We start from the raw sequence: 22,600 nt of genomic DNA on the forward strand, positions 1-22,600 counted from the left end.
AAGCGGCGGCGCGGCGACCAACTTTCGTCACTCGGCCTGTGCCGGCGCGGCGTCTAGTCTCGACCCCCTAGCTTGTTCTTATCGCTGCCCTCTGGGGGAATCCGCCATGCTCCGTCCGCTTCTGCTCGCCGCGGCCATCGCCGCGGGCCTGTCCTGCGCGCCGCCGGCCGCCTTCGCCGCCGCCGCAACCGCGGCCGCCGCGCCCGCCGCCGCGCGCTCGGCCCAGGCCGAGACTTTGCACCGTCTGTTCGATGAGGAATGGGAGCGCGGCCTGCGCGAGAACCCCGAGGGCGCCAGCTACAACGGCGACAAGCGCTTCAACGACCGCTGGACCGACGTCGGCCTGGCCGCGATCCAGGCCCGCGCCGACGGCGACCGGCGCGCGCTGGAGCGGCTGCGCGCGATCGACCGCGCCGCGCTGTCGGCCGAGGACCAGCTCAACTACGACACCTTCGCCTGGGGCCTGGAGCGCTCGGTGCAGCGCCAGCGTTTCCGCGAATACCTGATGCCGCTGAGCCAGCAGGGCGGGGTGCAGACCGCCGACGGCATCGTCGAGGGACTGGCGTTCGACAGCGCCAAGGACTACCGCGACTGGCTGGCGCGGCTGCGCGCGGTGCCTTCGATGATCGAGCAGAACCAGGCCTTGATGCGCGAAGGCGTAGCCGCCGGGCTGACCCCGCCGCGGGTGCTGATGGAGCGGGTGCCGGCGCAGATCGCCAAGCAGGTCGTCGACGATCCGACCCGCAGCCCGTTCTACAAGCCGTTCGCGCGCTTCCCCGACAGCGTCCCGGCGGCCGAGCGCGCGCAGTTGCAGGACGAGGCCAAGCGGGTCATCGCCCAGACCGTGGTCCCGGCCTACCGCGCATTCGGCGAGTTCTTCCAGCGCGACTACCTGCCCAAGGCCCGCGCCGGCATCGCCGTCAGCGACCTGCCCGACGGCAAGGCGTATTACGACTTCCTCGCCAGCTACTACACCACCACCGACCTGAGCGCCGAGCAGATCCACCAGACCGGGCTCAAGGAAGTCGCGCGCATCCGCGCCGAGATGGAGAAGATCCGCGCGCAGGTCGGCTTCAAGGGCTCGCTGGCCGAGTTCTTCCACTACCTGCGCAGCGATCCCAAGTTCTTCTACAAGACCCCGGCCGAACTGCTCGAGGCCTACCAGGCCATGGCCAAGCGGATCGATCCGGAGCTGGTGAAGATCTCCAAGATCATCCCGCGCCAGCCCTACGGCGTGCGCCCGATCCCGGACAACATCGCGCCCGACACCACCACCGCTTATTACCTGGCCGGCGCGGTCGACGGCAGCCGCGCGGGTTTCTACTACGTCAACCTGTACAAGCCCGAATCGCGGCCGAAGTGGGAAATGGTGCCGCTGTCGCTGCACGAGGCCGTGCCCGGCCACCACTTCCAGTTCGCCCGCGGCCTGGAGCTGCCGGACGCGCCGCTGTTCCGCCGCACCGGCTACTTCGTCGCCTACGGCGAAGGCTGGGGCCTGTACGCCGAGCGCCTGGGCTACGACATGGGCTTGTACGACGATCCCTACGACCGCATGGGCCAACTGTCCTACGACATGTGGCGCGCAGTGCGGCTGGTGGTGGACACCGGCATGCACGCCAAGGGCTGGAGCCGCGAGCGCGCGATCAAGTACTTCATGGACAACGCGCCCAAGACCGAGCAGGACGTGGTCAACGAGATCGACCGCTATATCGGCACCCCGGGCCAGGCTCTGGCCTACAAGATCGGCCAGCTCAAGATCAGCGAACTGCGCGAGCGCTCGCGCCAGGCGCTGGGCGAGAAGTTCGACTTGCGCGATTTCAACGACCAGGTGCTGGCGACCGGCTCGGTGCCGCTGAGCGTGCTGGAAGCGCGCATCGACGCCTGGATCGCGGCGGAAAAGTCTAAAAAATAATTAAAAACAATCTATTACGATATATTTCTAAGATTGCGATTGATCCGCCGACGGCTCGTCCGGCGGTCGGCGCGCCGCCGCAGGGCGGGGCGCCCGCATCCGCTGGCGTCCGGGCCCGTGCGTGGATTTGCGCTGCCCAGGCCCGGCTGCCATACTTTCCGGCTCCCACGCGGCCACCGGCCGTGCCGGGACCCTTGCTCCATCGGGCCGGACCACGGCCGCGGGGGGCTGAACGGGAACGCCGTCGGCGTTCCTTCATCCACAAGGAATCACAGCAATGCGTCATTACGAAGTCGTGTTCCTGGTCCACCCGGACCAGAGCGAGCAGGTCCCGGCCATGGTCGAGCGCTACAAGTCGCTGATCGAAGCCGGCGAAGGCAAGATCCACCGTCTCGAAGACTGGGGCCGCCGTCAGCTGGCCTACCCGATCGAGAACCTGGTCAAGGCCCACTACGTCCTGCTGAACATTGAAGTCACCCAGACCGTGCTCAACGAGCTGGTCGACGGTTTCCGTTTCAACGACGCGGTCCTGCGTCACCTGGTCATGAAGCGCGACGAAGCCGATACCGAGCAGTCGCTGATCATGAAGTTCAAGGACGAGAAGGGCGACAAGCCCGAGCGCGGTGAGCGCCGTCGTCGCGACGACGACAGCGACAGCGCCGTCGGCTCCGCCGACAGCGCCGAAGACACCACCGAAGCCGCCTGATCCCTTCTAGGAACTCATTCCCATGTCCAAGTTCTTTCGCCGCCGCAAGTTCTGCAAGTTCACCGCCGAGGGCGTCAAGGAGATCGATTACAAGGATCTCAACACCCTGCGCCAGTACCTGACCGAGACCGGCAAGATCGTGCCGAGCCGCGTCACCGGCACCAAGTCGAAGTACCAGCGCCAGCTGGCCACGGCCGTCAAGCGCGCCCGTTTCCTGGCCCTGATCCCGTACACCGACAACCACAACGCCTGAGCAAAGCGGTTCGCCCGCGACGCGGGCGAACTCCTTGTCCCCCTCTCCCGCAAGCGGGAGAGGGCAGGGGTGAGGGCCGTAGCCGCGAAGTCCTTCGCGATCCGACCCTCGCCTTCAAGCGCATCCCGATTCCAGCTCTTCGGACAGCGAATCCTGCTGCGGGCCTACAGGCCCGCTAACGAATACGGAGCAATCCCATGCAACTGATCCTGCTGCAGAAAGTCACCAACCTCGGCAACCTCGGCGACAAGGTCAACGTGAAGCCGGGCTACGGCCGCAACTACCTGGTTCCGCAGGGCAAGGCCGTGCCGGCCACCGCCGCCAACCTGGCCGAGTTCGAAACCCGCCGCGCCGATTACGAAGCCAAGGCCCTGTCGCTGCTCGACGGCGCCGAAGGCCGCAAGGCCAAGCTGGAAGGCGTGGAGGTGACCATCACCGCCAACGCCGCCACCGAAGGCAAGCTGTACGGCTCGGTGACCCCGCGCGACATCGCCGAGGCGCTGACCAAGGCCGGCTATGAGGTCGGCAAGTCGGAAGTGATCATGGGCGAAGGCCCGATCCGCCGCACCGGCGAATACGACGTGCTGCTGCACCTGCACGCCGACGTCGAAACCACGGTCAAGGTCATCGTGGTCGGCGAAGCCGCCTGATCCACGACGGCGTTTGCCATCGCCGCGATCCGCGCTAGCGCAGATCGCGGCTCAACGACAGGCGCCGTGAGGCGCCTTTCGTTTGGGCGCAGGCTGGGTGCGCTCGGCCGGCGCCAGGGCATACCGCGACATAGCGCCGATGCCGCGCGTTACGGCGGTTTTCGCCGCCGTTCGCCGACGTCGGCCCGGTTCTCAACCGCTGCGACGCCGCAGGCGCATACAACGACCCACCTGTTGTCCACAGCCTGTCCACCGTTTTGTCTGCAACGCCTCGCGGGCCGCGGCCGCTAGGATGAGCCCCCGGGCGAAGTCCCGGTCCGCGCCGCACCACGGCCGCCCGCCGGCCGCATCGACCAGGATCGCCTTCCCGATGAGCTCACGTCCCGGATTCCGCGGCGAAAAACGTTTCGAGACCCGCGCCGAACAGCGCATCGACCAATTGCGCGTACCGCCGCAGTCGGTCGAGGCCGAGCAGGCCGTGCTCGGCGGCCTGATGCTGGCGCCCGACGCCTACGACCGAATCGCCGACCAACTGGTCGAGGAAGACTTCTACCGTCGCGACCACCAGCTGATCTACCGCGCGATCCGCGAGCTGGCCGAGCGCAGCCGCCCGTTCGACGCGGTGACCCTGGGCGAGTGGTTCGACTCGCAAGGGCTCAGCGAACAGGTCGCCGGCGGCGCCTATCTGATCGAGCTGGCCACCACCACGCCCTCGGCCGCCAACATCGCCGCCTACGCCGAAATCGTTCGCGACAAGGCGGTGATGCGCAAGCTGATCGAGGTCGGCACCGAGATCGTCAACGACGGCTTCCAGCCCGACGGCCGCGACAGCGGCGAAATCCTGTCCAAGGCCGAGCAGCAGGTGTTCGCCATCGCCGAAGCCGGCGCGCGCGGGCGCACCGACTTCACCCCGGTGACCAAGGCGCTGTCGGAAGCCTTCGACGTGCTGCAGACGCGCTACGCCAACGGCGGCGCGGTCACCGGCCTGCCGACCGGCTACACCGAATTCGACGAAATGACCGCGGGCCTGCAGAACACCGACCTGCTGATCCTGGCCGCGCGTCCGGCGATGGGCAAGACCACCTTCGCCCTCAACATCGCCGAGCACGTCGCCTTCCGCACCAAGAAAGCGGTGGCGGTGTTCTCGATGGAAATGTCGGCCAGCCAGCTCGCGCTGCGCCTGATTTCCTCGGTCGGCCGGGTCAACGCGCAACGGCTGCGCTCGGGCCAGCTCGAGGACGAGGATTGGGCGCGCGTGACCGGCGCGATCCGCCAGTTGCGCGAGGTCAAGATCTTCATCGACGACACCCCGGGCCTGTCGCCGGACGTGCTGCGCGCCAAGTCGCGTCGGCTCAAGCGCGAGCACGACCTGGGCCTGATCGTGATCGACTACCTGCAGCTGATGTCGGTGCCGGGCAACCAGGAAAACCGCGCGACCGAGATCTCGGAGATCTCGCGCTCGCTCAAGCACCTGGCCAAGGAGCTCAACCTGCCGGTGATCGCGCTGTCGCAGCTCAACCGCTCGCTGGAACAGCGCGCCGACAAGCGCCCGGTGATGGCCGACCTGCGCGAATCCGGCGCTATCGAGCAGGACGCGGACATCATCATCTTCATTTACCGCGACGACTACTACAACAAGGAAACCTCGCCGGACAAAGGCCTGGCGGAGGTCATCATCGGCAAGCAGCGTTCCGGCCCGACCGGCTCGCTCAAGCTCAAGTTCTTCGGCGAGTACACCCGCTTCGACAATCTCGCCCACGACTCGATCGGCAGCTTCGAGTAAGGGCCTGTCCCGGCCGCGACGGTCGGGCAGGGCGGCGCGATGGCGCCGCCGTCTTCGGCGCCGCGACGCAGGTTTGCGTCGCCTGACGCGGCGCACGTGCCGCGCGTACGCGCCGCTTGATCGCCGCAAACGCGTGCTGCGGTGCAACGTCGTGCTCGCTCGCGCGCTGCATTCGGCAACTCGCGAACATCGGGCGCAGACCGCGAAACGCCCGCTGCGCAACGCATCGCGCGCTTTGGTTTGCCCGGTCGGCCGCGTCGCCGGCTCGGTCCGCCGCGTTCGCCGCGACGCTGTCGCGGTTCTGCGACGCGCTTTGCGATTTGTCCGTGCGCATTGCGACGTTGTGCGTTCGCGCGATGCCGCGTGGGTCGCATACAGAAAAAAACCTTGTCGCTTTGCGATGCGCATGCACAAAAGCGCATGACGCCTTCTTGCTATAAGCCTGCTTGCCGTCCGTCCGCGCACGGACGCGCGCAGCGAACCTGTCGCTGAGCTGTCGCCGCGCGCGGGACACGACAACGCAACGTTGCCACCAGCGAGGTAGGTCTTCCATGAGAGATCTGATCCAGCAAGTCGACGCGCGCCTGCAGGCCCACGACGAGTTCGGCGATTCGCAACAGATCGTCCGGCTCAACATCGAACGCTACAAATTCGCGCTGACGATGCTGGCGCGCGAAGACGCGCGATTGCGCGCGCTGCTGCCGGCGGTGGAGGCGTTGACGCAACCGGCCGCGGACAAAACGTTCGGCGACGTGCTGGTGCGCGCGGAACTGGAAGCGGCGATCGAGCGCATGGAAACCGGGATCGCGCCGATCCATCAGACCGGCCTGCTGGCCTGGGGTCTGGAACGCAGCCTGGAGACGATCGAACAACCGCTGAGCCTGTCGGCCGCGGCGATGCAGCGCAGCTTCGTCGCCGGCCCCGACCTCGACGGCCGCCGCATCTGGATCTGGGACCTGGCCGACGCGGCCGAACCCACCGCCGACGCTTTGCGCGAAGCGCTGCGCCTGGGCTTCATGCCCGGCGGGCATTGCGAGGCCGAACTGGTACGGCCGACGCCGCAGATGGTGGCCCAGCTCGAGCGCGCCTGCGCGCTGCTGCAAGCGCTGGTGCCGCAGATGGCGCGCAGCGTGTTCGGTCATCTGCATTCGGTCGCGTTCGCGAACATGCGCAACGAGCGTGGGCCGATGCTGACCGCTTCGGGCGGCGATTCGACCCCGTGCATGATCTTCATCGCGCCGGAAGAGCTGGCCAATCCCTGGGACACGGCGGTGCACATCATGCACGAGGCCGTGCACCTCAAGCTCTCCGACCTGGTCCGCACCAGCGCCGCGGTGGTGCGCGAGGACATGGTCAGGCTGCCGTGGGGCCGCGAGATCTCGGTGTCGAACTGCCTGTTCGCGTTCCACGCCTATGTCCACCTGCAACTGTTCCGCACCGCGGTCGAGCAGCTCGGCCCGCAGTTGCACGACGTGTACGGCGCGCCGGAAAGCTATCGCGCCGGCACCCGACCGCATGCGATGTCGGTGGTCAACAACGCATCGGCCGCGCCGTTCTCGCGCGGCCACGAGCGCATGGCCTATCTGGCCGCGCAGTTCCGCGGCGAGTGGTCGCATTATCTGACGCCTTACGCGCAGCGCATGGTCGAGTGGCTGTGCGAGGCGATCGCGCCGCTGATCGATCTGCCGCGCGCGGCGCCGTCCGCGCACGGCGAGGCCGCCCATGTCCGCGCCGCCGATCACGCCGATTCGCTGCGTTACGCCAAGAACCCGCAGCTGCAACTGCGCCCGGTCGGCGACCGCGGCATCCTGTTCGCCGCCGATCCAGCCCAGCCGAAAATCCGCAAGCTCAACACCGCCGCCTGGCTGATGTTCGAACTGTGCGACGGCCGCAGCGGACACGACCTGGCCCAGGCCTACGCCGACATCACCGGCGTGGCTTCCGAGCGCGCCTGGCAGCAAGTCGGGCCGGTGCTCGGCAGCCTGGTCGCCAGCGGCATGATCCTCGCCGACGGCCGCGCCGCTGCGGCGGGCCAGGGGAGGGCGGCATGAACGCGCACGCCCAACTGGTCGCCGCCGCCGACCGCGCGCTCAGCACCCAGCCCAACTTCGGCGATTCACGGCGCATCCTGGCCAAGGTCTATGCGCGCTATCGCTTCGGCGCGGAACTGTTTTCCGAACGCTTGCCCGGCGTGGCGGCGCTGCAGCCGCAACTGGAGGCCTTGCCTGACGCCGAACTGCGGCGGATCTTCTTCGACCCGCTGCTGCGCCTGGCCGCCGAGGACGCTTTTTCCGAGCTGGAAAGCGGGCAACTGGCCTCGCCGCACCGCCTGGAGCAACTGCTGCCGCAGGCCCTGGCCGCGCTGCCGGCGGGATTGTGCGAGTCGCGCATGGCGCAGCGCTGGAGCCTGCAATCCGAGGAGCCGCACTGGATGTGGTCGATCCTCGGCAGCGAAGATCCCTGCGCGCTGCAACTGCAGGCGGCGTTCGACAAGATCTTCGCCGACAACCCGGCCAACCGCGGCGCGCTGCTGAACCCGGACGCGGCCGCGCGCCAGAAGGTGCAGGACTCGATCGCGCTGCTGTCGATGCTGCTGCCCAACGCCGGGCCGGCGGCGCTGCGCCACGTCGGCGCGATCGCGTTGCTGGAAGCGCAACTGGAAGGCGGCATCGTACTGTCGGCCGCCGGTGGCGACCTGACCCCGTCGACCGTGTTCGTCTCGCTCGAGCAGCTCGGCAATCCCTGGGACATCGCCGGCTGCCTGCTGCACGAAGGCCTGCACATGAAGCTGTTCGACGCCGCGCGCTCGGTGTCGCTGGCCAAGGCGCCGGATGCGACCATCCAGGTGCCGTGGCGCAACGTGCGCTGGTCGATCGTGCGGGCGATCTTCGCCTATCACGTCTATGTGCACCTGTCGTTGTTCAAGGCCGCGGCCTTGCTCGCCGACCCGCGCTGCTTCGAACGCTTCGGCGACCCTGCGGCCTACGTGAGCCGGGCGCACGCGATGTCGGTGGTCAACAACGACACCGCGCACCGCTACGGACGCTCGATCGACCGCGCGCGCTACTTGGGCGACATGCTCGAGGGCGAGTGGTCGCAACTGCTGTCGCCGGGCGGTTTCGAGCTGGTGCATTGGCTGCGCAGCTCGCTGGCGCCGGTCGACGCGGCGATGTTCGCCGACGCGCGGGAGGCCGCATGAACGCGACGCAGAGCTTGCGCAAGGCCGACGGCCTGCGCTCGCGGCCGGTGCCGCAGGCCGAATGCCTGATGGTGTTTTCGCCGCAGTCCGGGCGGATCCATTGGCTCGGCCTGGAAAGCTGGCTGCTGTTCGAACTGTGCGACGGCCGCAGCGTGGAGGCGATCGCGCGCGGCTACGCCGAACTGGCCGGCGACAAACTCGGCGGCGGCGACGCCCGGGCGCGCGCGTTGCGCGGCCTGGATTCGTTGCTGGGCAGCCGCCTGGTCGAAGCCGCGCCGGCCTGAGCCGGCCGGCCCCAATCGATTCATCCCATCGGGCCCGCGGGAGGGCCGCGCAGAAGGAGCGGTAGCAAGCGTCGGCACGGACGCCGCGACGATCGCAGCAAAGCAGTACGTCCATTCCACAGGAGAACGTTCATGAGCAATGAAACCAACCTGGATACGTTGAAAGACCTGCTGAGCAACAAGAAAGCGCTGGAAGAGTCGGAAGTGACCACCGGTTCGGCCGACGAGCGCCGTTGGTGGCCGCCGTACAACGTCTCGCCGGCGCCGCCGAGCAACTGACGTGCCACCCGTCGCGCCCGCGAGGGCGCGGCGGGGTTTGCGCGGCTCGGCGATGGAGCGGATGCAGATTCCCGACAGCAGCGGCGCCAGCGCCGACGACGCGCCGCGCGCCGGCGAAATCTGGCGCCCGCGCGAACGGCCCGAGCACGCGGTGATGGTGCTGGCCTGCGCCGATGGCGCGGTCGATTACGCCTGGCTCGACCGCGACGCCGCCGACGACCGCGCGCCCGCGGCGCAGTGGGCGCAACGTTTCGAGGTGGTGCTGGAACAGGCCGACCACACCCATGCCACGCCGGTGCGGCGGCACTGGCTGATCGACGCGCAAGCGCAGCGCCTGCGCGGGCGCCGCGTGCTCGAACTGGGCGCGCACACCGGCGGCCTGACCCAGTCGTTGCTCGTGCACGCCGCGCAGGTGACCGCGCTGGAGCACAACCCGCGCTGCGTGCAACGCCTGCGCGAGCGCTTCGGCGACGATCTGCGCATCGTCGCCGGCGACATGCACCACGCGTTGTGGGAACTGCAGCCCGGCAGCTTCGATGCGATCGTCTGCGCCGGCGTGCTCTACCACTCCGCGCATCCGTTCCTGCTGCTGGAGGCGATGGCGCAGCTGCGGCCGCAGGCGATCCTGATCGACACCCTCGACGACGGCGTCGCCGGGTTGCGCGCGGTGGTGCCGAACCTGGTCAACAGCTGCAACTATCGCTACAACCAGCGCCCGGACTGCGGCTACTCGGTGGTGCTGGGCGCGGACTTGATCGCCGGCGCGCTGGCCCGGTTGGGCTATGCCTCGATGCAGCGCATCGACACGATGCAGGCGACCATCGCGCCCGAGCACGACAGCGTCTATTTCCAGCAGTGGCGGCGCAGCCTGTCGGCGTGGTTCCTGCGCGATTGAACGGCGCCGCGTAGGCGCCGCCGCTCAGGCCCAGGCCTGGCGCACCTGGGCGAAGTAGTCGCGGAAGAACGGCACCATGCGCTTGCGGTCGGCGGCGACGATGGCCAGCAGCTCCGGCGCCAGCACGTATTCGTCTTCGCCCAGCTCGTCGTACAGGCCGTCGAGCATCTGCTCGTAGAAGCGCGGGAACGCCTGATGCCAGCCGATCCGCGGCAGCCGGATGCTGTGCTCGGCGCCCATCGCCACATAGTGCTTGAGCGCTTCGGCGCGCGCCGATGGCGGCGTGTACAGGCGGATCGGCCGGCGTTCGGGCGCGAAGGTTTCGGCGAACAGGCCGTCGCCGCCGCAGACCCGGTCGGCGATGTGCTGGGCCAGCAGCGGCGACAGGAACAGGCCGTCGCGGTAGGTGCCGGCCAGCAGCCACAAGCCTTCGACCGAGGTCGGGCCGATCAACGGGCAGGTGTCGACCGCAACCGGACGGTTGCCGGCCTGCCACCCCACCAACTGCGCCGCGCACAGATCCTGGTCGAGCTGGTCCAGCGCGCATTCGAGCAGGAAGAACATGTCCGCCGGCGAAGTGCGCAGCATCGGCTGGGCGAACAAAGTGTTGGTGGCGCCGACGTACAGGCGCCCGCCGCCGCGCGGCACCGCGTGCAGGCCGCAGGCGAAGGCGCGGTTGGGCGTGCGCAGCACGTGCGCCTGCTCGCGCGGGCCGGTGTCCAGCAGCAGCGAGGTGCCGCCGCCGCAGAACAGGCGCGGGATGCGCCGGGCCAGCTCGGGCAGGCTGTCGAGCAGGGTCTGGGTCCACACGCCGGCGGCCAGCACCACGCGCGGCGCCGACAGGCGGCGGCCGTCGGCCAGGCGCACCCCGTCGATGCGGCCGTTGCCGAGCTCCAGGCCGGTGGCGGTGGCGTCGATCAGGGTCAGTTGCGGCGAGCGTTCGATCAAGGACGTCAGCGCCTGCAGCAACCGCGCGGCGTCGATCGAGCCTTCGTTGGGCAGGTACAGCGCGCGGCTGGGGCGGCAGTCGTCGGCCGGGTTGAGCCCGTCGATGCGGTTCGGGTCGAGGGTTTCGTAGGCCTCGTTGTTCTCGTGCAAGGCCTGCAGGATCGCCGCGTAGTTCTCGTCCTCGATGGTGCCGGACTTGCTGTTGCTGAACACCACGGTGCCGGGGCGGATCGATACGCGCTCGGCTTCGGGCAAGGCGTCGTTGATGCCGTCGAGCCAGTCCGGCCAGCAGCGCGCGGCGTGCAGGCCCTTGGCCAGCTTGGCGCGGCCGGCCTCGGTGCGCAGCAGTTGCGCGGTGACCTCGCCATAGCAGCCCATCATCGCGCCGGCGGCGGCCGAGGCCGCGCCGGTGCGCGCTTGCGGGCCGACCACCGCCACCCGCAACTGCGGGCTGCGCAGTTGCAGCGCGTGCGCCGTGGCCATGCCGAGCACGCCGTTGCCCACCACTACGACATCGAAATTCGTCATGCCCGCTCCGTCGTGTTCGCCGCGCGCCGGTCGTGCCGCGGCCGGCCCTGCATCATGCGTGCGCTCGCCGCCGCGGGCGCGCGACCTGATGCGCAGAACGCCAACTTCGATACATCCGCTTGCGGCCTGTGCGCGTTCGCGCGCATCGGCGCGGCCGCGATGGCGCGGCTCAGGTGCAAGGCGCTTCCCACGCCAGCCGGCGTTCGCCGCCGGCCGCGTCCTTGACCACGAAGCACTGCACGTAATCGGACTCGGCGAAGGTCGCCAGCGCCGGGCATTCGATCTGGCGCGCGCTGGCGTACAGCGAGGCCGACGCGGCCTGCCCGGGCAGCGCCTGCAGCGCGCCGTCGGGCGTGGTGGCGAACTCGCCGCGCTGGCCGTGGCCGTCGACGCGGAAACGCAGGCGGGTGCCGTCCAGGCCGGTTAGCTCGGCCGCCATCGGCCGGCCCCAGCGCTGGATCTCGCGGTTCTTGTCGTCGAACTCGACCACCCAGTCCGGCAGCAACCACGCGTCGCGCAGCGGGATCGATTCGACCAACGCCACCGGATACGCGCCGCAGCCGTCCTCGCCCCATTCGACTACGCGCGGATCCTCGCGGCGTTTGTCCGACGACGGGTCGCCCTTGCTGGCGAAGGCGAAGCGGTAGGGCGGCGCGGCCGGTTCGGCCGCTACGCTCGCTGCGGGCGTTGTGGGCGGGGCAGGGGGCGCGGCATCGGCCGGCGACGCAACCGGTGCGGCAGGCGCAGCGGCCGGCGCCGGCGCGCGTTCGCCGCAGGCGGCGAGCGCCAGGCACAGCGCGGCGCTCGTCAGTGCGGGGCGGATCCGAGCCGTTCGTCCCGGCCAGAGCGCAGGCAGCGGGGCGGCGTTCGACGCGGGCAGGGGCCGGGGCAGTCGGCGTTCCATGCGCAATTCTCCTCTTCGATCGGCGCGCGCCAGACGGCGTCGCGCGGGCAAAGAGCCATCATAGGCGGCGGCGAAGCGGGGCGGTACCGCGCCGGGCGCGGCGCGATTGTTGATTGCGCGCACGCTCTGCGCATTCGTCCGCGCGCGCCGGCGCTGCGCATGCGCCCGTTCAGGCTGGGCGGATTAGCCTGCACCGGCGATGCCGGGATTGACGTTGTTATGACGAGTCCGGGCGCATCGTAGCCATCGCCCTTCCAACTCCTTTGGTGAGTTTATGAACTCCACTTTCAAATCCCTGATCGCCGCTGCCCTGGTGTCGTGCGTCATGGTCACCGGCGCCGCCGGCGCGCAGACCAAGTCGAAGAAGACCCCGCATTGCTACAACGTGGAAGTGCAGCGTCCCAAGCAGATCAAGGATCAGCACAAGATCGCCGGCACCGCGATCGGTGCGGTGGCCGGCGGCCTGCTCGGCAACCAGGTCGGCGGCGGCAACGGCAAGAAGCTGGCCACCGCGGCCGGCGCGGTCGGCGGCGCGTTCGCGGGCCGCAAGATCCAGGAAAACCAGCAGAACAAGACCGAAACGGTGATCGAGCGCCGCTGCGACTGACGCAGCCGGCTGCCGCCGTAGCGACACCCAGCCGCGCGCGGGCAACCGCGTGCGGTTTTTTTTGTGGGTTTGTCGAGGTTGGCGTTGTTGTGGGAGCGAGCTTTTGCAGGAGAGGGCTTTTGTGGGAGGGCCTTCAGGCCCGATGCTTTTGTTTCAGATAGCCGCGACCTGAGACCAGAGCATCGGGCCTGAAGGCCCTCTCACCAGGGCATCTCCCACAACCGCTTCGAACCAAAGCCAAAGCCGCCGCCGCTTTCGCTTTGCCCGTTCTGCGCGCTGCAGCGACTTCACATTCGCCTCATTGGCCCTCGCAGGCGCGCCGCTAGAATGTGCGCCATGGCACGACCGACTTGCGCACACATCCACACCGACGCCCTGCGTCACAACCTCGCCCAGGCCCGGGCGCTCGCTCCCAACAGCCGGGTGATGGCGGTGGTCAAGGCCGACGGCTACGGCCACGGCCTGGAACGCGTCGCCCGCGCGCTCGAAGGCGCCGATGCGTTCGGCGTGGCCGCGCTGTCCGATGCCGACCGTCTGCGCGCGGCCGGCCTGTCGCAGCCGATCGTGCTGCTGTCGGGCTTCGACGAACCCGAAGACCTACCGCAACTGCGCCGCCTGGGCGTGGAAACCGTGGTGCACCACGTCAGCCAGATCGAAATGCTCGAACAAGCCGCGCCGGGCGAACCGGTGCGCTGCTGGCTCAAGGTCGACAGCGGCATGCACCGCCTGGGCTTCGCGCCCGAGCAGGTGCGCGAGGCGTATGCGCGCTTGCGCGCGGTGCCGGCGGTGGCCGAGGGCATCGTGCTGATGAACCACTTCGCCAGCTCCGACGAATTCGCCAACCCGCAGACCCGCCAGCAGTTGGCCGCGTTCGACGCCGCCACCGCCGGCCTGGACGGCGCACGTTCGCTGTCGAACTCGGCCGCGGTGCTCGGCTGGCCCGATGCGCATGCCGGCTGGATCCGTCCGGGTGGGCTGCTGTACGGGATCAGCGTGGTCGAAGGCCGCACCGGCGCCGATTTCGGTCTGCGTCCGGCGATGACCTTGTCGACGCGGCTGATCGCGGTCAACCGCGTGCGCCGCGGCGAACGCATCGGCTACGCCGCGACTTGGGAGTGCCCCGAGGACATGCTGGTCGGCGTGGCCGCGATCGGCTACGGCGACGGCTACCCGCGCGCAGCGCCGCCGGGCACGCCGGTGCTGGTGCGCGGGCAGGAGACCCAGTTGATCGGGCGGGTGTCGATGGACTTGATGACCATCGACCTGCGCGGCATCGATGCGCCCGCGGTCGGCGATCCGGTCGAACTGTGGGGCCCGGCGCTGCCGGTGGAGCGCATCGCCGCGGCCAGCGCCACCATCGGTTACGAGCTGACCTGCTCGATCACCCGCCGGGTGCGTTTCGTCGAGGCCTGAGCGCTGCGCCACGCTTCCGATGTGAGCTGCGTCGAAGAACCCGGCGCGCCAGCCCGCGCGCTGTTCAGCGTACTTAGAAATGGTGCCTCCGCCGGGTAGGGGGGCGTCGTTGGCGCCACGTTTGCAGAAGAATCGGGCACACGCCCGACGGCCGCTCCGACCGGAGCCGGCCGACACTGCAACCGGGGGTTCGATGAAGCAGAGCAAGTTGGTGTGCGCGCTGGGCCTGGGTCTGGCGACCCTGATCGCGTCGACGGCGGGCATGGCCCAGGACGGACCGAACCCCAATCGCGTGTGGGTCAAGTTCAAGTCCGCCGGCGGCACTGCCGCCAGCGCCAGCGCCCGCAGCGGTCTGGCCGCGGCGCCGAACCTCGGCCAGCGCATCCAGGCGCTGCGCGGCAAGCTCAGCGCGGCCAAGGCCGGCGATGCGCAGCTCAACTACCAGTTCGACCGCATCAACACCGCGGTCATGACCCTGACCTCGCCGGAGGCGATCAAGGCCTTGCGCGCCAATCCCGAAGTGGAGTCGGTCGAGATCGACCAGCCGCGCTACCTGCAGGCGCAGAGCGTGCCCTACGGCATCGACCAGGTGCAGGCGCGCAACGTGTGGGACGCCAACCGCGACGGCACGCTCGACGCCGGCGCCGCCAACGGCTCGGACATCAAGGTCTGCATCATCGACTCGGGCCTCAACAAGAACCACGAAGACTTCGCCGGCATGACCATCACCGGTTATCCGACCGGCTGGGACACCGACACCTGCGGCCACGGCACCCACGTCGCCGGCACCATCGCCGCGGTCAACAACGACAAGGGCGTGGTCGGGGTCAGCCCGGGCAAGGTCTCGCTGCACATCGTCAAGATCTTCGGCAGCAACGGCTACAACGGCAGCGGCCACGGGCAGTGCTCGTGGACCTACTCCTCGACCCTGGCCGACGCCGCGCAGCGCTGCCAGACCGCCGGCGCCAAGATCATCAACATGAGCCTGGGCGGGCCCAGCGCGTCCACCGCCGAGCGCACCGCGTTCCAGAGCGTGGCCGACGCCGGCGTGCTCAGCATCGCCGCGGCCGGCAACGACGGCAACAACGCCCAGAGCTATCCGGCCGGCTACGCCAGCGTGGTGTCGGTGGCGGCGGTGGATTCCAGCAACGCCAAGGCCAGCTTCTCCCAGTTCACTCCGAAGGTGGAACTGTCGGCGCCGGGCGTGGACGTGCTGAGCACCTTCCCGCTCAAGAACGATCCGCTGGTGGTCGGCACCGCCAGCTTCGCCGCGACCCCGGTCGGCGGTTCCAAGCAGGCCAGCGCCAGCGCCGGCTGGGTCAACGGCGGGCTGTGCCAGACCTCGTCGACCACCTGGCGCAACAAGATCGTGGTCTGCCAGCGCGGCACCAACACCTTCTACGAGAAGGTCAACAAGGCGCAGAGCGCGCGCGCGGCGGGCGTGGTGATCTACAACAACGTCGACGGTGCGTTCGCCCCGGCGCTGTACACCGGCACCGCGCCGAACCTGAGCCCGGCGACCTCGACCCTGCCGGCGGTGGCGATCAGCAAGGCCGACGGCGAGAACATCGTCGCCAACCTGGCCGGCAAGACCGTCGCCCTCGACGCCACCCCGTCGGTGGACAACGCCGGCTACGAGAAGATGAGCGGCACCTCGATGGCGACCCCGCACGTGTCCGGCTCGGCCGCAGTGGTGTGGAGCGCCAAGCCCACTGCCACCGCCCAGCAGGTGCGCGATGCGCTCGACACCACCGCGCTCGACATCGACGCGGCCGGCCGCGACGACAACACCGGCTGGGGCCTGGTGCAGATCCCGGCGGCGATCGCCGAACTGCAGTCGCAGTAAACGGCCGCCGGCACGCAGCCCAGCGCAAACGGGAGCCCCGCGGGGCTCCCGTTTTTTTTTGCGCTTGCATTTGCGCGCCTTCTTTCGCGCGCTTTCGCATCGTGCGTGTTCGCATCCTGCGATTCGGTGCCGGAAATCCGCCTTCGATGCGACTTTCTCGCGCGAACCTGCGCCCGGGACGAGTCCGAAAGTGAAACGGACGGGTGGGGCGCCCCCGCCGCCGCGCCGTTTGTGAACGACATCGGACGCAGCGTTGCGGCCGACGCGGCTCCGCCCGGGAGCCGGTTGAGATCATCGAACAGGGGACGACATGAAGCAGAGCAAGTTGATGTGCGCGTTGAGCCTGGGCCTGGCGGCGTGGGCCGCGTCGAGCGCGGTCGCGGCGCAGGATGCGGCCGCGCCGCGCGTCTGGATCAAGTTCAAGGAGGCGCCGGCTGCGGCTGCGCCCACGCTGTCGACCCGGCCGCAGGCCATCCTCGACCAGATCGCGAGCATCGTGGCCCGCTCGAACGAACGCATGAGCGCCAATGTCCGCGGCGTCAACGCGCTGCTCGGCCAGCGCAAGCTCGGCCAGGCGACCTTGCACCATCGCTTCGAGGGCCTCAGCCGTGCGGTGTTCACCCTGCCGTCGCGCGAAGCGCTGGAGAGCCTGCGCAAGGATCCGTCGGTGGAGTCGATCGAAATCGACCAGCCGCGCTACCTGCTGCAGCAGGACACTCCCGTCGGCATCGGCCAGATCCAGGCCAGCGCGGTGTGGGATGCCGACGGCGACGGCGCGCTCGACGCCGGCGCGCCTACCGGCGCGGGCATCAAGGTCTGCGTGATCGATTCGGGCCTGAAGCGGACCCACGAGGATCTGGCCGGCGTGGCCATCGCCGGCAGCGCCAACAGTTTCGGCCCTAGCTGGGACACCGACACCTGCGGCCACGGCACCCATGTCGCCGGCACCGTCGCCGCGGCCCACAACGACAAGGGTGTGGTCGGCGTGAGCCCGGGCAAGGTCTCGCTGCACATCGTCAAGGTGTTCGACGGCGCCGAATGCAAGCCGGTGCTGTTCGCCTCCGACAACGTCGCCGCGGTCAAGAAGTGCGAGGCGGCCGGGGCCAAGGTCATCAACATGAGCCTGGGCGGCCCGAACCGGTCGTCCACCGAGGAAAGCGAGTTCAAGCTGGCGGCCGACCGCGGCACGCTGGTGGTCGCCGCGGCCGGCAATTCCGCGATCACGCCGTTTCCCGGAACGAACCTGGTCAATCCGCCGCTATATCCCGCGTCCTACCCGAGCGTGGTGTCGGTGGCGGCGGTGGACTCGAGCGACAAGCGCGCGAGTTTCTCCGAGTTCAACAATCAGATCGACCTTGCCGCGCCGGGCGTCGGCGTGCGCAGCCTCGGCCTGTCCTCGAGCGAGCCGTTGAAGGTCGGCAACACGGCGTTCCCGGCCACGGTGTTGACTGGCTCCGCCGTCACCCGGGCCAGCGCGGGCTGGGTCGACGGCGGCTTGTGCAAGGCCTCGTCGGCGGCGTTCAAGGGCAAGATCGTGCTGTGCCAGCGCGGCGAGATCAGTTTCGTCGACAAGGTCGCCAACGCGAAGTCGGGCGGCGCGCTCGGCGTGGCGATCTACAACAACGTCGACGGCGACTTCGCCGGCGGCCTGTCGCCGGCCAGCACGATTCCGGCGACCGGCATCTCCAAGGCCAGCGGCGAGGCGATCCTGGCGGGACTGGCGGGGCAAACCATGGTCGTCAGCGGCGTCTTGAGCGTGAACGACACGTCCTATGCAGTGAAGGACGGCACCTCGATGGCGTCGCCGCACGTGGCCGGCGCGGCCGCGGTGGTGTGGAGCGCGCGCCCGAACGCGACCGCGCAGCAGGTGCGCGAAGCGCTGTTCACGACCGCCAGGGACATCGACGCCGCCGGCCGCGACGACAACACCGGCTGGGGTCTGGTGCAGGTCAAGGCCGCGATCGATGAGCTCAAGCGCGTGGTCCCGGCGAAGTAAGCCGCGAGCAGGGCCGCTGCGAGCGGCCGGGACGACGGCCGGTGAGCGCGTTCCGGTTGGCCCGCTCGCGAAGGGCGTAGCGCCCGCCTTCATTCAGCGCCGCCCCGACGAACCGCCGCCCGCAAGGGCGGCGGTTCTGCATCTGGCGCGGGAAGGCCGACGTGGCGGGCGAGGGCAGACGCGGTGGCAGGCGGATCTGCCTGCATACTGGGCGCCCTCCCGATACCGTGCCGGTCCAGATGCCCGACGCTGCGCCTCTCGCCCTGGTCTGGTTCCGCGACGACCTGCGCCTGGACGACAACCCGGCGCTGCGCGCGGCGCTGGACGCCGGCTACGTGCCGGTGCCGGTCTATATCCACGCGCCCGACGAGCACGGCAGCTGGAAACCCGGCGCCGCCTCCGACGCCTGGCGCCATCGCGCGCTGGCCGCGCTGGATGCGGACCTGCGCAAGCGCGGCTCGCACCTGCGCCGCTTCTTCGGCCCGAGCCTGGCCACGCTGCAGTCGCTGGCGCTGGCCACCGGCGCGCAGGCGGTGTACTGGAACCGCCGCTACGAGCCGTACATCGAAAAGCGCGATACGCGGATCAAGCAGCAGCTGCGGCGCGCGGGGCTGGAAGCGGAAAGCTTCAACAGCGCGCTGATGTTCGAGCCGTGGACGCTGCGGACCAAGCAGGGCGGGCCGTTCAAAGTGTTCACCCCGTTCTGGCGCGCGGCCCTGGCCGACTGGCGCGAGCACGCGCTGTGGTCGGCGCCGGCGTCGCTGCCGACCACCCGCGAAGGGCCGGAAGGCGTGCCGCTGGACGCGCTGAAACTGGTGCCGAAGCTGGGCTGGGACCAGGAATTCTGGGAGCACTGGACCCCCGGCGAGGCCGGCGCGCGCGCGGCCTTGTCGACCTTCGTCGACGGCGCCTTGCGCGGCTACGCCGAGCAGCGCGACCGGCCCGACCGGGTCGGCACCTCGCGGCTGTCGCCGCACCTGCACTTCGGCGAGATCGCGCCGTGGCGCGCGGTCGCGCAGCTGCAGGCCGAACGCAACGCCGGCAACGCGCGCGACGTCGATGCGGCGATCCGCGAGCTGGGTTGGCGCGAGTTCGCCCATCATCTGCTGCACCACTTTCCCGACACGCCCGAGCAGAACTTCAACCCGCGCTTCGCCGACTTCGACTGGGCGCGCGCCGCGCCGCCGAAGCTGGAGCCGTGGCAGCAGGGCCGCACCGGCGTGCCGATCGTCGATGCCGGCATGCGCGAGCTGTGGGCCACCGGCTGGATGCACAACCGCGTGCGCATGATCGTCGCCAGCTATCTGACCAAGCACCTGCGCCTGCATTGGCGCCACGGCGCGCGCTGGTTCTGGGACACCCTGGTCGACGCCGACCTGGCCAACAACACCCTGGGCTGGCAGTGGGTGGCCGGCACCGGCGCCGACGCCGCGCCGTACTTCCGCGTGTTCAATCCGGTGACCCAATCGGAGAAGTTCGATCCCGACGGCGCCTACATCGCGCGCTGGGTGCCCGAACTGGCCGGCCTGCCGGTGCCGCTGCGCTTCGCGCCGTGGCAGGACCCGGCGCGCCTGCGCCGCCACGCCCCGGACTATCCGCCGCAGCCGCTGGTGGACCTGGCGACCGGGCGCGATGCGGCGCTGGAGGCGTACCGGCGGATGCGCGGTTGAGCGGCGAACGCGGAACAGGCAATCGCAACGCCCCGGCGCAGCGCTGCGCGGCGGCCATCGCCGATTGCCGATTCCCGCGTTGACGCCGTCGACGCACGCATGATTCACTCGCCCGAAGCATCGGAGAGACGCATGGCGAAGGCAGAAACGGGGGCAGGACCGCGCCGGCGCGCGCGGCGCGAGCCGATGTCGCGGGTCGATACCGCCTGGCTGCGGATGGAACGTCCGACCAACCCGATGATGATCACCGGCGTGCTGATGTTCGACGACCCGATGTCGGTCGACGCGCTGCGCAAGGTGGTCAAGCAGCGCTTCCTCGCCTACACCCGGTTCCGCCAGAAAGCGGTGGACACCGCCGCCGGCGCGTACTGGCAGACCGACGAAGACCTGGACCTGGACTGGCACGTGCAGCACACCGCGCTGCCGGGGCGCGGCGGCAAGCGCGCGCTGGAGCGTTTCGTCAGCCAGCTCGCGTCCAGCCCGCTCGATTCGAGCCGGCCGCTGTGGCAGTTCCATCTGGTCGAGCGCTACAACGGCGGCTCGGCGCTGGTCGCGCGCATCCACCACAGCTATGCCGACGGCATCGCCCTGGTCCAGGTGCTGCTGTCGCTGACCGACACCACCGCGCAGCCGGCCAAGGGCAGCGACCTGGCCCACGCCTGGCTCAAGCAGGACGGCGTCGACGTGGCGCGCCGGGTCGGCTCGGTCGACCGCTACATGAAGCTCGGCAGCCGTGCGCTCGAGAAGGGCATGGAGATGTACCGCGACCCGACCCTGGCGGCGATGCTGGCCAAGGAGGGCGGCGAGATCGCGCGCGAACTGCTGCACGCGCTGTCGCTGGCCGACGACCCGCCGTCGATGCTGCGCGGCAAGCTCGGCGTGTCCAAGCGCGTGGCCTGGGCCGAGCCGCTGGACCTGGAAGAGGTCAAGGCGGTCGGCCGCGCCTGCGACTGCACCGTCAACGACGTGCTGATGGCGACCGCGGCCGGCGCGCTGCGCAGCTACATGATCGAGCGCGGCGACGCCATCGACGGGGTCACCATCCGCGCCACCGTGCCGGTCAACCTGCGGCCGCTGGAACACGCGCGCAAGCTCGGCAACCACTTCGGCCTGGTGTTCCTCGATCTGCCGGTCGGCGAGGACAACCCGATCCGCCGGGTCGAGCGCGTCGCCGAGTGCATGAACAACCTCAAGAATTCGCGCCAAGCTATTGTGGCGTTTGGACTTTTGGCCGCGCTCGGCATGGCGCCGGCGCAGGTCCAGGGGCTGGCGCTGGAGCTGTTCAGCCGCAAGGCGACGGCGGTGGCGACCAACGTGCCCGGGCCGCAGCAGCCGCTGTACCTGGCCGGCGCGCGTCTGGACGAGATGATGTTCTGGGTGCCGCAGACCGGCTCGATCGGCGTAGGCATCTCGATCCTGAGCTACAACGGCCGGGTCCACTTCGGCCTGATCGCCGACGGCAAGTTGATCCCGGATCCGGACGAGGTGATCGGCCGCTTCGGCGTCGAGTTCGACAAGCTGCTGTACCTGGCGCTGATGGGCAACTGGGACCGGACCCTGGATGCCGAAGGCGCCGCGGCGCTGATGGCCTGAACGCAGTGGGCTTGGTCGGCGTCGCTCGGCGAATCGAGCGACGTCGAAACCGGCTTTGGCGCGAATGCCGCAGCCGCCTTTGTAGGAGGGCCTTCAGGCCCGATGCTTTGCGTTCCGGCGTATCAAACGCCTGGGCCGGCAACGTCTCCCGCAAGCTCCGCGCAAGCATCCCCGCCCGATCCTGAACGGGCCTCCGGCGCCGTCACTCCTCGCCAACGGCGGCGTGATTAGCTTGTGGGCGCTCCGCCACACCAGACGAGGACAGCCCATGAAGACCCAACTCAAGATCGCCATCGCCTCGGCGACCCTCGCCGCCTTGCTCGCCGGCTGCGCCACCGGCGGCGGCGGTTATTACGGCGGCCAGCAGCAGCCGTATCCGGGCGATCCGAACCAGCCGCAGCAACAGCAAGGCGGCATGAGCAAGACCCAGAAGGGCGCGTTGATCGGCGCGCTGGCCGGCGTCGCCGCGGGCCTGCTGAGCGGCAACGACGCCACCGAGCGCCGCCAGCGCGCGCTGATCGGCGCCGGCGTCGGCGGCCTGGCCGGCGGCGCCATCGGCAACTACCAGGACCGCCAGGAGCGCGCGCTGCGCGAGCGCATGGCCGGCACCGGCGTGGACGTGATCCGCCAGGGCGACAACATCACCCTCAACATGCCCAGCAACATCACCTTCGCCTTCAACAGCGCCAACCTGGATCCCAAGTTCGATCCGGTGCTCGACAACGTCGCCAGCACCCTGACCGAGTACAACCAGACCATCGTCGAAGTCGCCGGCCACACCGACAGCATCGGCGGCGACGCGGTCAACCAGCGTCTGTCCGAACAGCGCGCGGCCTCGGTCGGCAACTACCTGATGTCCAAGGGCCTGGTGCGCGACCGCTTCATCCTCACCGGCGCCGGCAAGACCCGGCCGATCGCCAGCAACGACACCGAGGCCGGCCGCGCGCAGAACCGCCGCGTCGAAATCACCCTGGTGCCGGTGCGCTCCTGAGCCATCGGCGCGGCGCCGGCCTGGCCGGCGTCGCGGCAGGATAGAAGTAATAGAAGTACCGGTCGGGCCGCCATTGCGCGGCCCGATCGCGTTTTGCGGCCTGCGAAGCGGGCGCGCCGATGTCGGCGAACCTTGCGCCGCGT

At 69.6% G+C, this 22,600-nt stretch carries 20 protein-coding genes; 18 read left to right on the plus strand and 2 right to left on the minus strand.

Features of this window, described 5'->3' with window-relative positions:
* Positions 1 to 106 precede the first annotated feature (106 nt).
* The 10 genes from BLU84_RS17240 to BLU84_RS17275 all read left to right on the plus strand — a co-directional run bounded on the left by BLU84_RS17240 (position 107) and on the right by BLU84_RS17275 (position 9,961).
* The gene (locus tag BLU84_RS17240) at positions 107 to 1,912 is read left to right on the plus strand and encodes a DUF885 domain-containing protein (protein ID WP_083382747.1); all 1,806 of its coding nucleotides are present in this window, start codon (positions 107 to 109) and stop codon (positions 1,910 to 1,912) included.
* Between the two features lie 277 nt (positions 1,913 to 2,189).
* Positions 2,190 to 2,618, plus strand: coding sequence for a 30S ribosomal protein S6 (gene rpsF, locus BLU84_RS17245; protein WP_074870147.1), 429 nt, complete (start codon positions 2,190 to 2,192; stop codon positions 2,616 to 2,618).
* 22 nt (positions 2,619 to 2,640) lie between these two features.
* Positions 2,641 to 2,871 (plus strand): 30S ribosomal protein S18, encoded by a 231-nt coding sequence (rpsR, locus tag BLU84_RS17250; RefSeq protein WP_031372470.1) that lies wholly within the window; start codon positions 2,641 to 2,643, stop codon positions 2,869 to 2,871.
* 197 nt (positions 2,872 to 3,068) lie between these two features.
* The gene (rplI, locus tag BLU84_RS17255; protein ID WP_074870150.1) at positions 3,069 to 3,521 is read left to right on the plus strand and encodes a 50S ribosomal protein L9; all 453 of its coding nucleotides are present in this window, start codon (positions 3,069 to 3,071) and stop codon (positions 3,519 to 3,521) included.
* A 370-nt stretch (positions 3,522 to 3,891) separates the two neighbouring features.
* The gene (locus BLU84_RS17260) at positions 3,892 to 5,304 is read left to right on the plus strand and encodes a replicative DNA helicase (protein ID WP_074870153.1); all 1,413 of its coding nucleotides are present in this window, start codon (positions 3,892 to 3,894) and stop codon (positions 5,302 to 5,304) included.
* A gap of 551 nt (positions 5,305 to 5,855) precedes the next feature.
* Positions 5,856 to 7,355: an aKG-HExxH-type peptide beta-hydroxylase gene (locus BLU84_RS17265; protein WP_074870156.1), complete on the plus strand. Its 1,500-nt coding sequence runs from the start codon at positions 5,856 to 5,858 to the stop codon at positions 7,353 to 7,355.
* Entirely contained in the window at positions 7,352 to 8,503 is a 1,152-nt protein-coding gene (locus tag BLU84_RS17270; RefSeq protein WP_211664561.1) for an aKG-HExxH-type peptide beta-hydroxylase, read from the plus strand. The genes BLU84_RS17265 and BLU84_RS17270 overlap by 4 nt, the downstream gene beginning before the upstream one ends.
* A complete protein-coding gene (locus tag BLU84_RS27540) occupies positions 8,500 to 8,787 on the plus strand; it encodes a hypothetical protein (protein ID WP_211664562.1) in 288 nt (95 codons plus the stop codon). Before BLU84_RS17270 ends, BLU84_RS27540 begins: the two co-directional genes overlap by 4 nt.
* 132 nt (positions 8,788 to 8,919) lie before the next feature.
* Positions 8,920 to 9,066 (plus strand): hypothetical protein, encoded by a 147-nt coding sequence (locus tag BLU84_RS27250; RefSeq protein ID WP_168356357.1) that lies wholly within the window; start codon positions 8,920 to 8,922, stop codon positions 9,064 to 9,066.
* A gap of 61 nt (positions 9,067 to 9,127) precedes the next feature.
* Positions 9,128 to 9,961: a class I SAM-dependent methyltransferase gene (locus BLU84_RS17275; protein WP_170849188.1), complete on the plus strand. Its 834-nt coding sequence runs from the start codon at positions 9,128 to 9,130 to the stop codon at positions 9,959 to 9,961.
* A 24-nt stretch (positions 9,962 to 9,985) separates the two neighbouring features.
* Here BLU84_RS17275 and BLU84_RS17280 read toward each other — a convergent pair whose 3' ends face one another.
* Together BLU84_RS17280 and BLU84_RS17285 are read right to left on the minus strand one after the other, a co-directional pair.
* A complete protein-coding gene (locus BLU84_RS17280) occupies positions 9,986 to 11,437 on the minus strand; it encodes an NAD(P)/FAD-dependent oxidoreductase (protein WP_074870163.1) in 1,452 nt (483 codons plus the stop codon).
* Between the two features lie 169 nt (positions 11,438 to 11,606).
* Complete coding sequence (locus tag BLU84_RS17285; RefSeq protein ID WP_074870167.1) at positions 11,607 to 12,341, minus strand: hypothetical protein; 735 nt, start codon at positions 12,339 to 12,341, stop codon at positions 11,607 to 11,609.
* A gap of 274 nt (positions 12,342 to 12,615) precedes the next feature.
* Here BLU84_RS17285 and BLU84_RS17290 point away from each other — a divergent pair, with 274 nt between their 5' ends.
* The 8 genes from BLU84_RS17290 to BLU84_RS17320 all read left to right on the plus strand — a co-directional run bounded on the left by BLU84_RS17290 (position 12,616) and on the right by BLU84_RS17320 (position 22,457).
* Positions 12,616 to 12,948, plus strand: coding sequence for a glycine zipper 2TM domain-containing protein (locus tag BLU84_RS17290; protein WP_074870170.1), 333 nt, complete (start codon positions 12,616 to 12,618; stop codon positions 12,946 to 12,948).
* A 121-nt stretch (positions 12,949 to 13,069) separates the two neighbouring features.
* Positions 13,070 to 13,120, plus strand: coding sequence for a DUF6053 domain-containing protein (locus BLU84_RS28770; protein WP_425479408.1), 51 nt, complete (start codon positions 13,070 to 13,072; stop codon positions 13,118 to 13,120).
* A 164-nt stretch (positions 13,121 to 13,284) separates the two neighbouring features.
* Positions 13,285 to 14,361: an alanine racemase gene (gene alr, locus BLU84_RS17295; protein ID WP_074870335.1), complete on the plus strand. Its 1,077-nt coding sequence runs from the start codon at positions 13,285 to 13,287 to the stop codon at positions 14,359 to 14,361.
* Between the two features lie 193 nt (positions 14,362 to 14,554).
* Complete coding sequence (locus BLU84_RS17300; RefSeq protein WP_074870173.1) at positions 14,555 to 16,207, plus strand: S8 family serine peptidase; 1,653 nt, start codon at positions 14,555 to 14,557, stop codon at positions 16,205 to 16,207.
* A 310-nt stretch (positions 16,208 to 16,517) separates the two neighbouring features.
* Positions 16,518 to 18,203 (plus strand): S8 family serine peptidase, encoded by a 1,686-nt coding sequence (locus tag BLU84_RS17305; RefSeq protein WP_074870177.1) that lies wholly within the window; start codon positions 16,518 to 16,520, stop codon positions 18,201 to 18,203.
* A 239-nt stretch (positions 18,204 to 18,442) separates the two neighbouring features.
* Entirely contained in the window at positions 18,443 to 19,873 is a 1,431-nt protein-coding gene (locus BLU84_RS17310) for a cryptochrome/photolyase family protein (protein ID WP_074870181.1), read from the plus strand.
* Positions 19,874 to 20,059: 186 nt separating this feature from the next.
* Entirely contained in the window at positions 20,060 to 21,466 is a 1,407-nt protein-coding gene (locus tag BLU84_RS17315; RefSeq protein WP_233431173.1) for a WS/DGAT/MGAT family O-acyltransferase, read from the plus strand.
* 268 nt (positions 21,467 to 21,734) lie between these two features.
* The gene (locus BLU84_RS17320; protein WP_074870187.1) at positions 21,735 to 22,457 is read left to right on the plus strand and encodes a YiaD family glycine zipper/OmpA-like lipoprotein; all 723 of its coding nucleotides are present in this window, start codon (positions 21,735 to 21,737) and stop codon (positions 22,455 to 22,457) included.
* Positions 22,458 to 22,600 lie beyond the last annotated feature (143 nt).

It is taken from the genome of Lysobacter enzymogenes, assembly GCF_900106525.1.
GTDB classification, from domain to species: Bacteria; Pseudomonadota; Gammaproteobacteria; order Xanthomonadales; family Xanthomonadaceae; genus Lysobacter; species Lysobacter enzymogenes.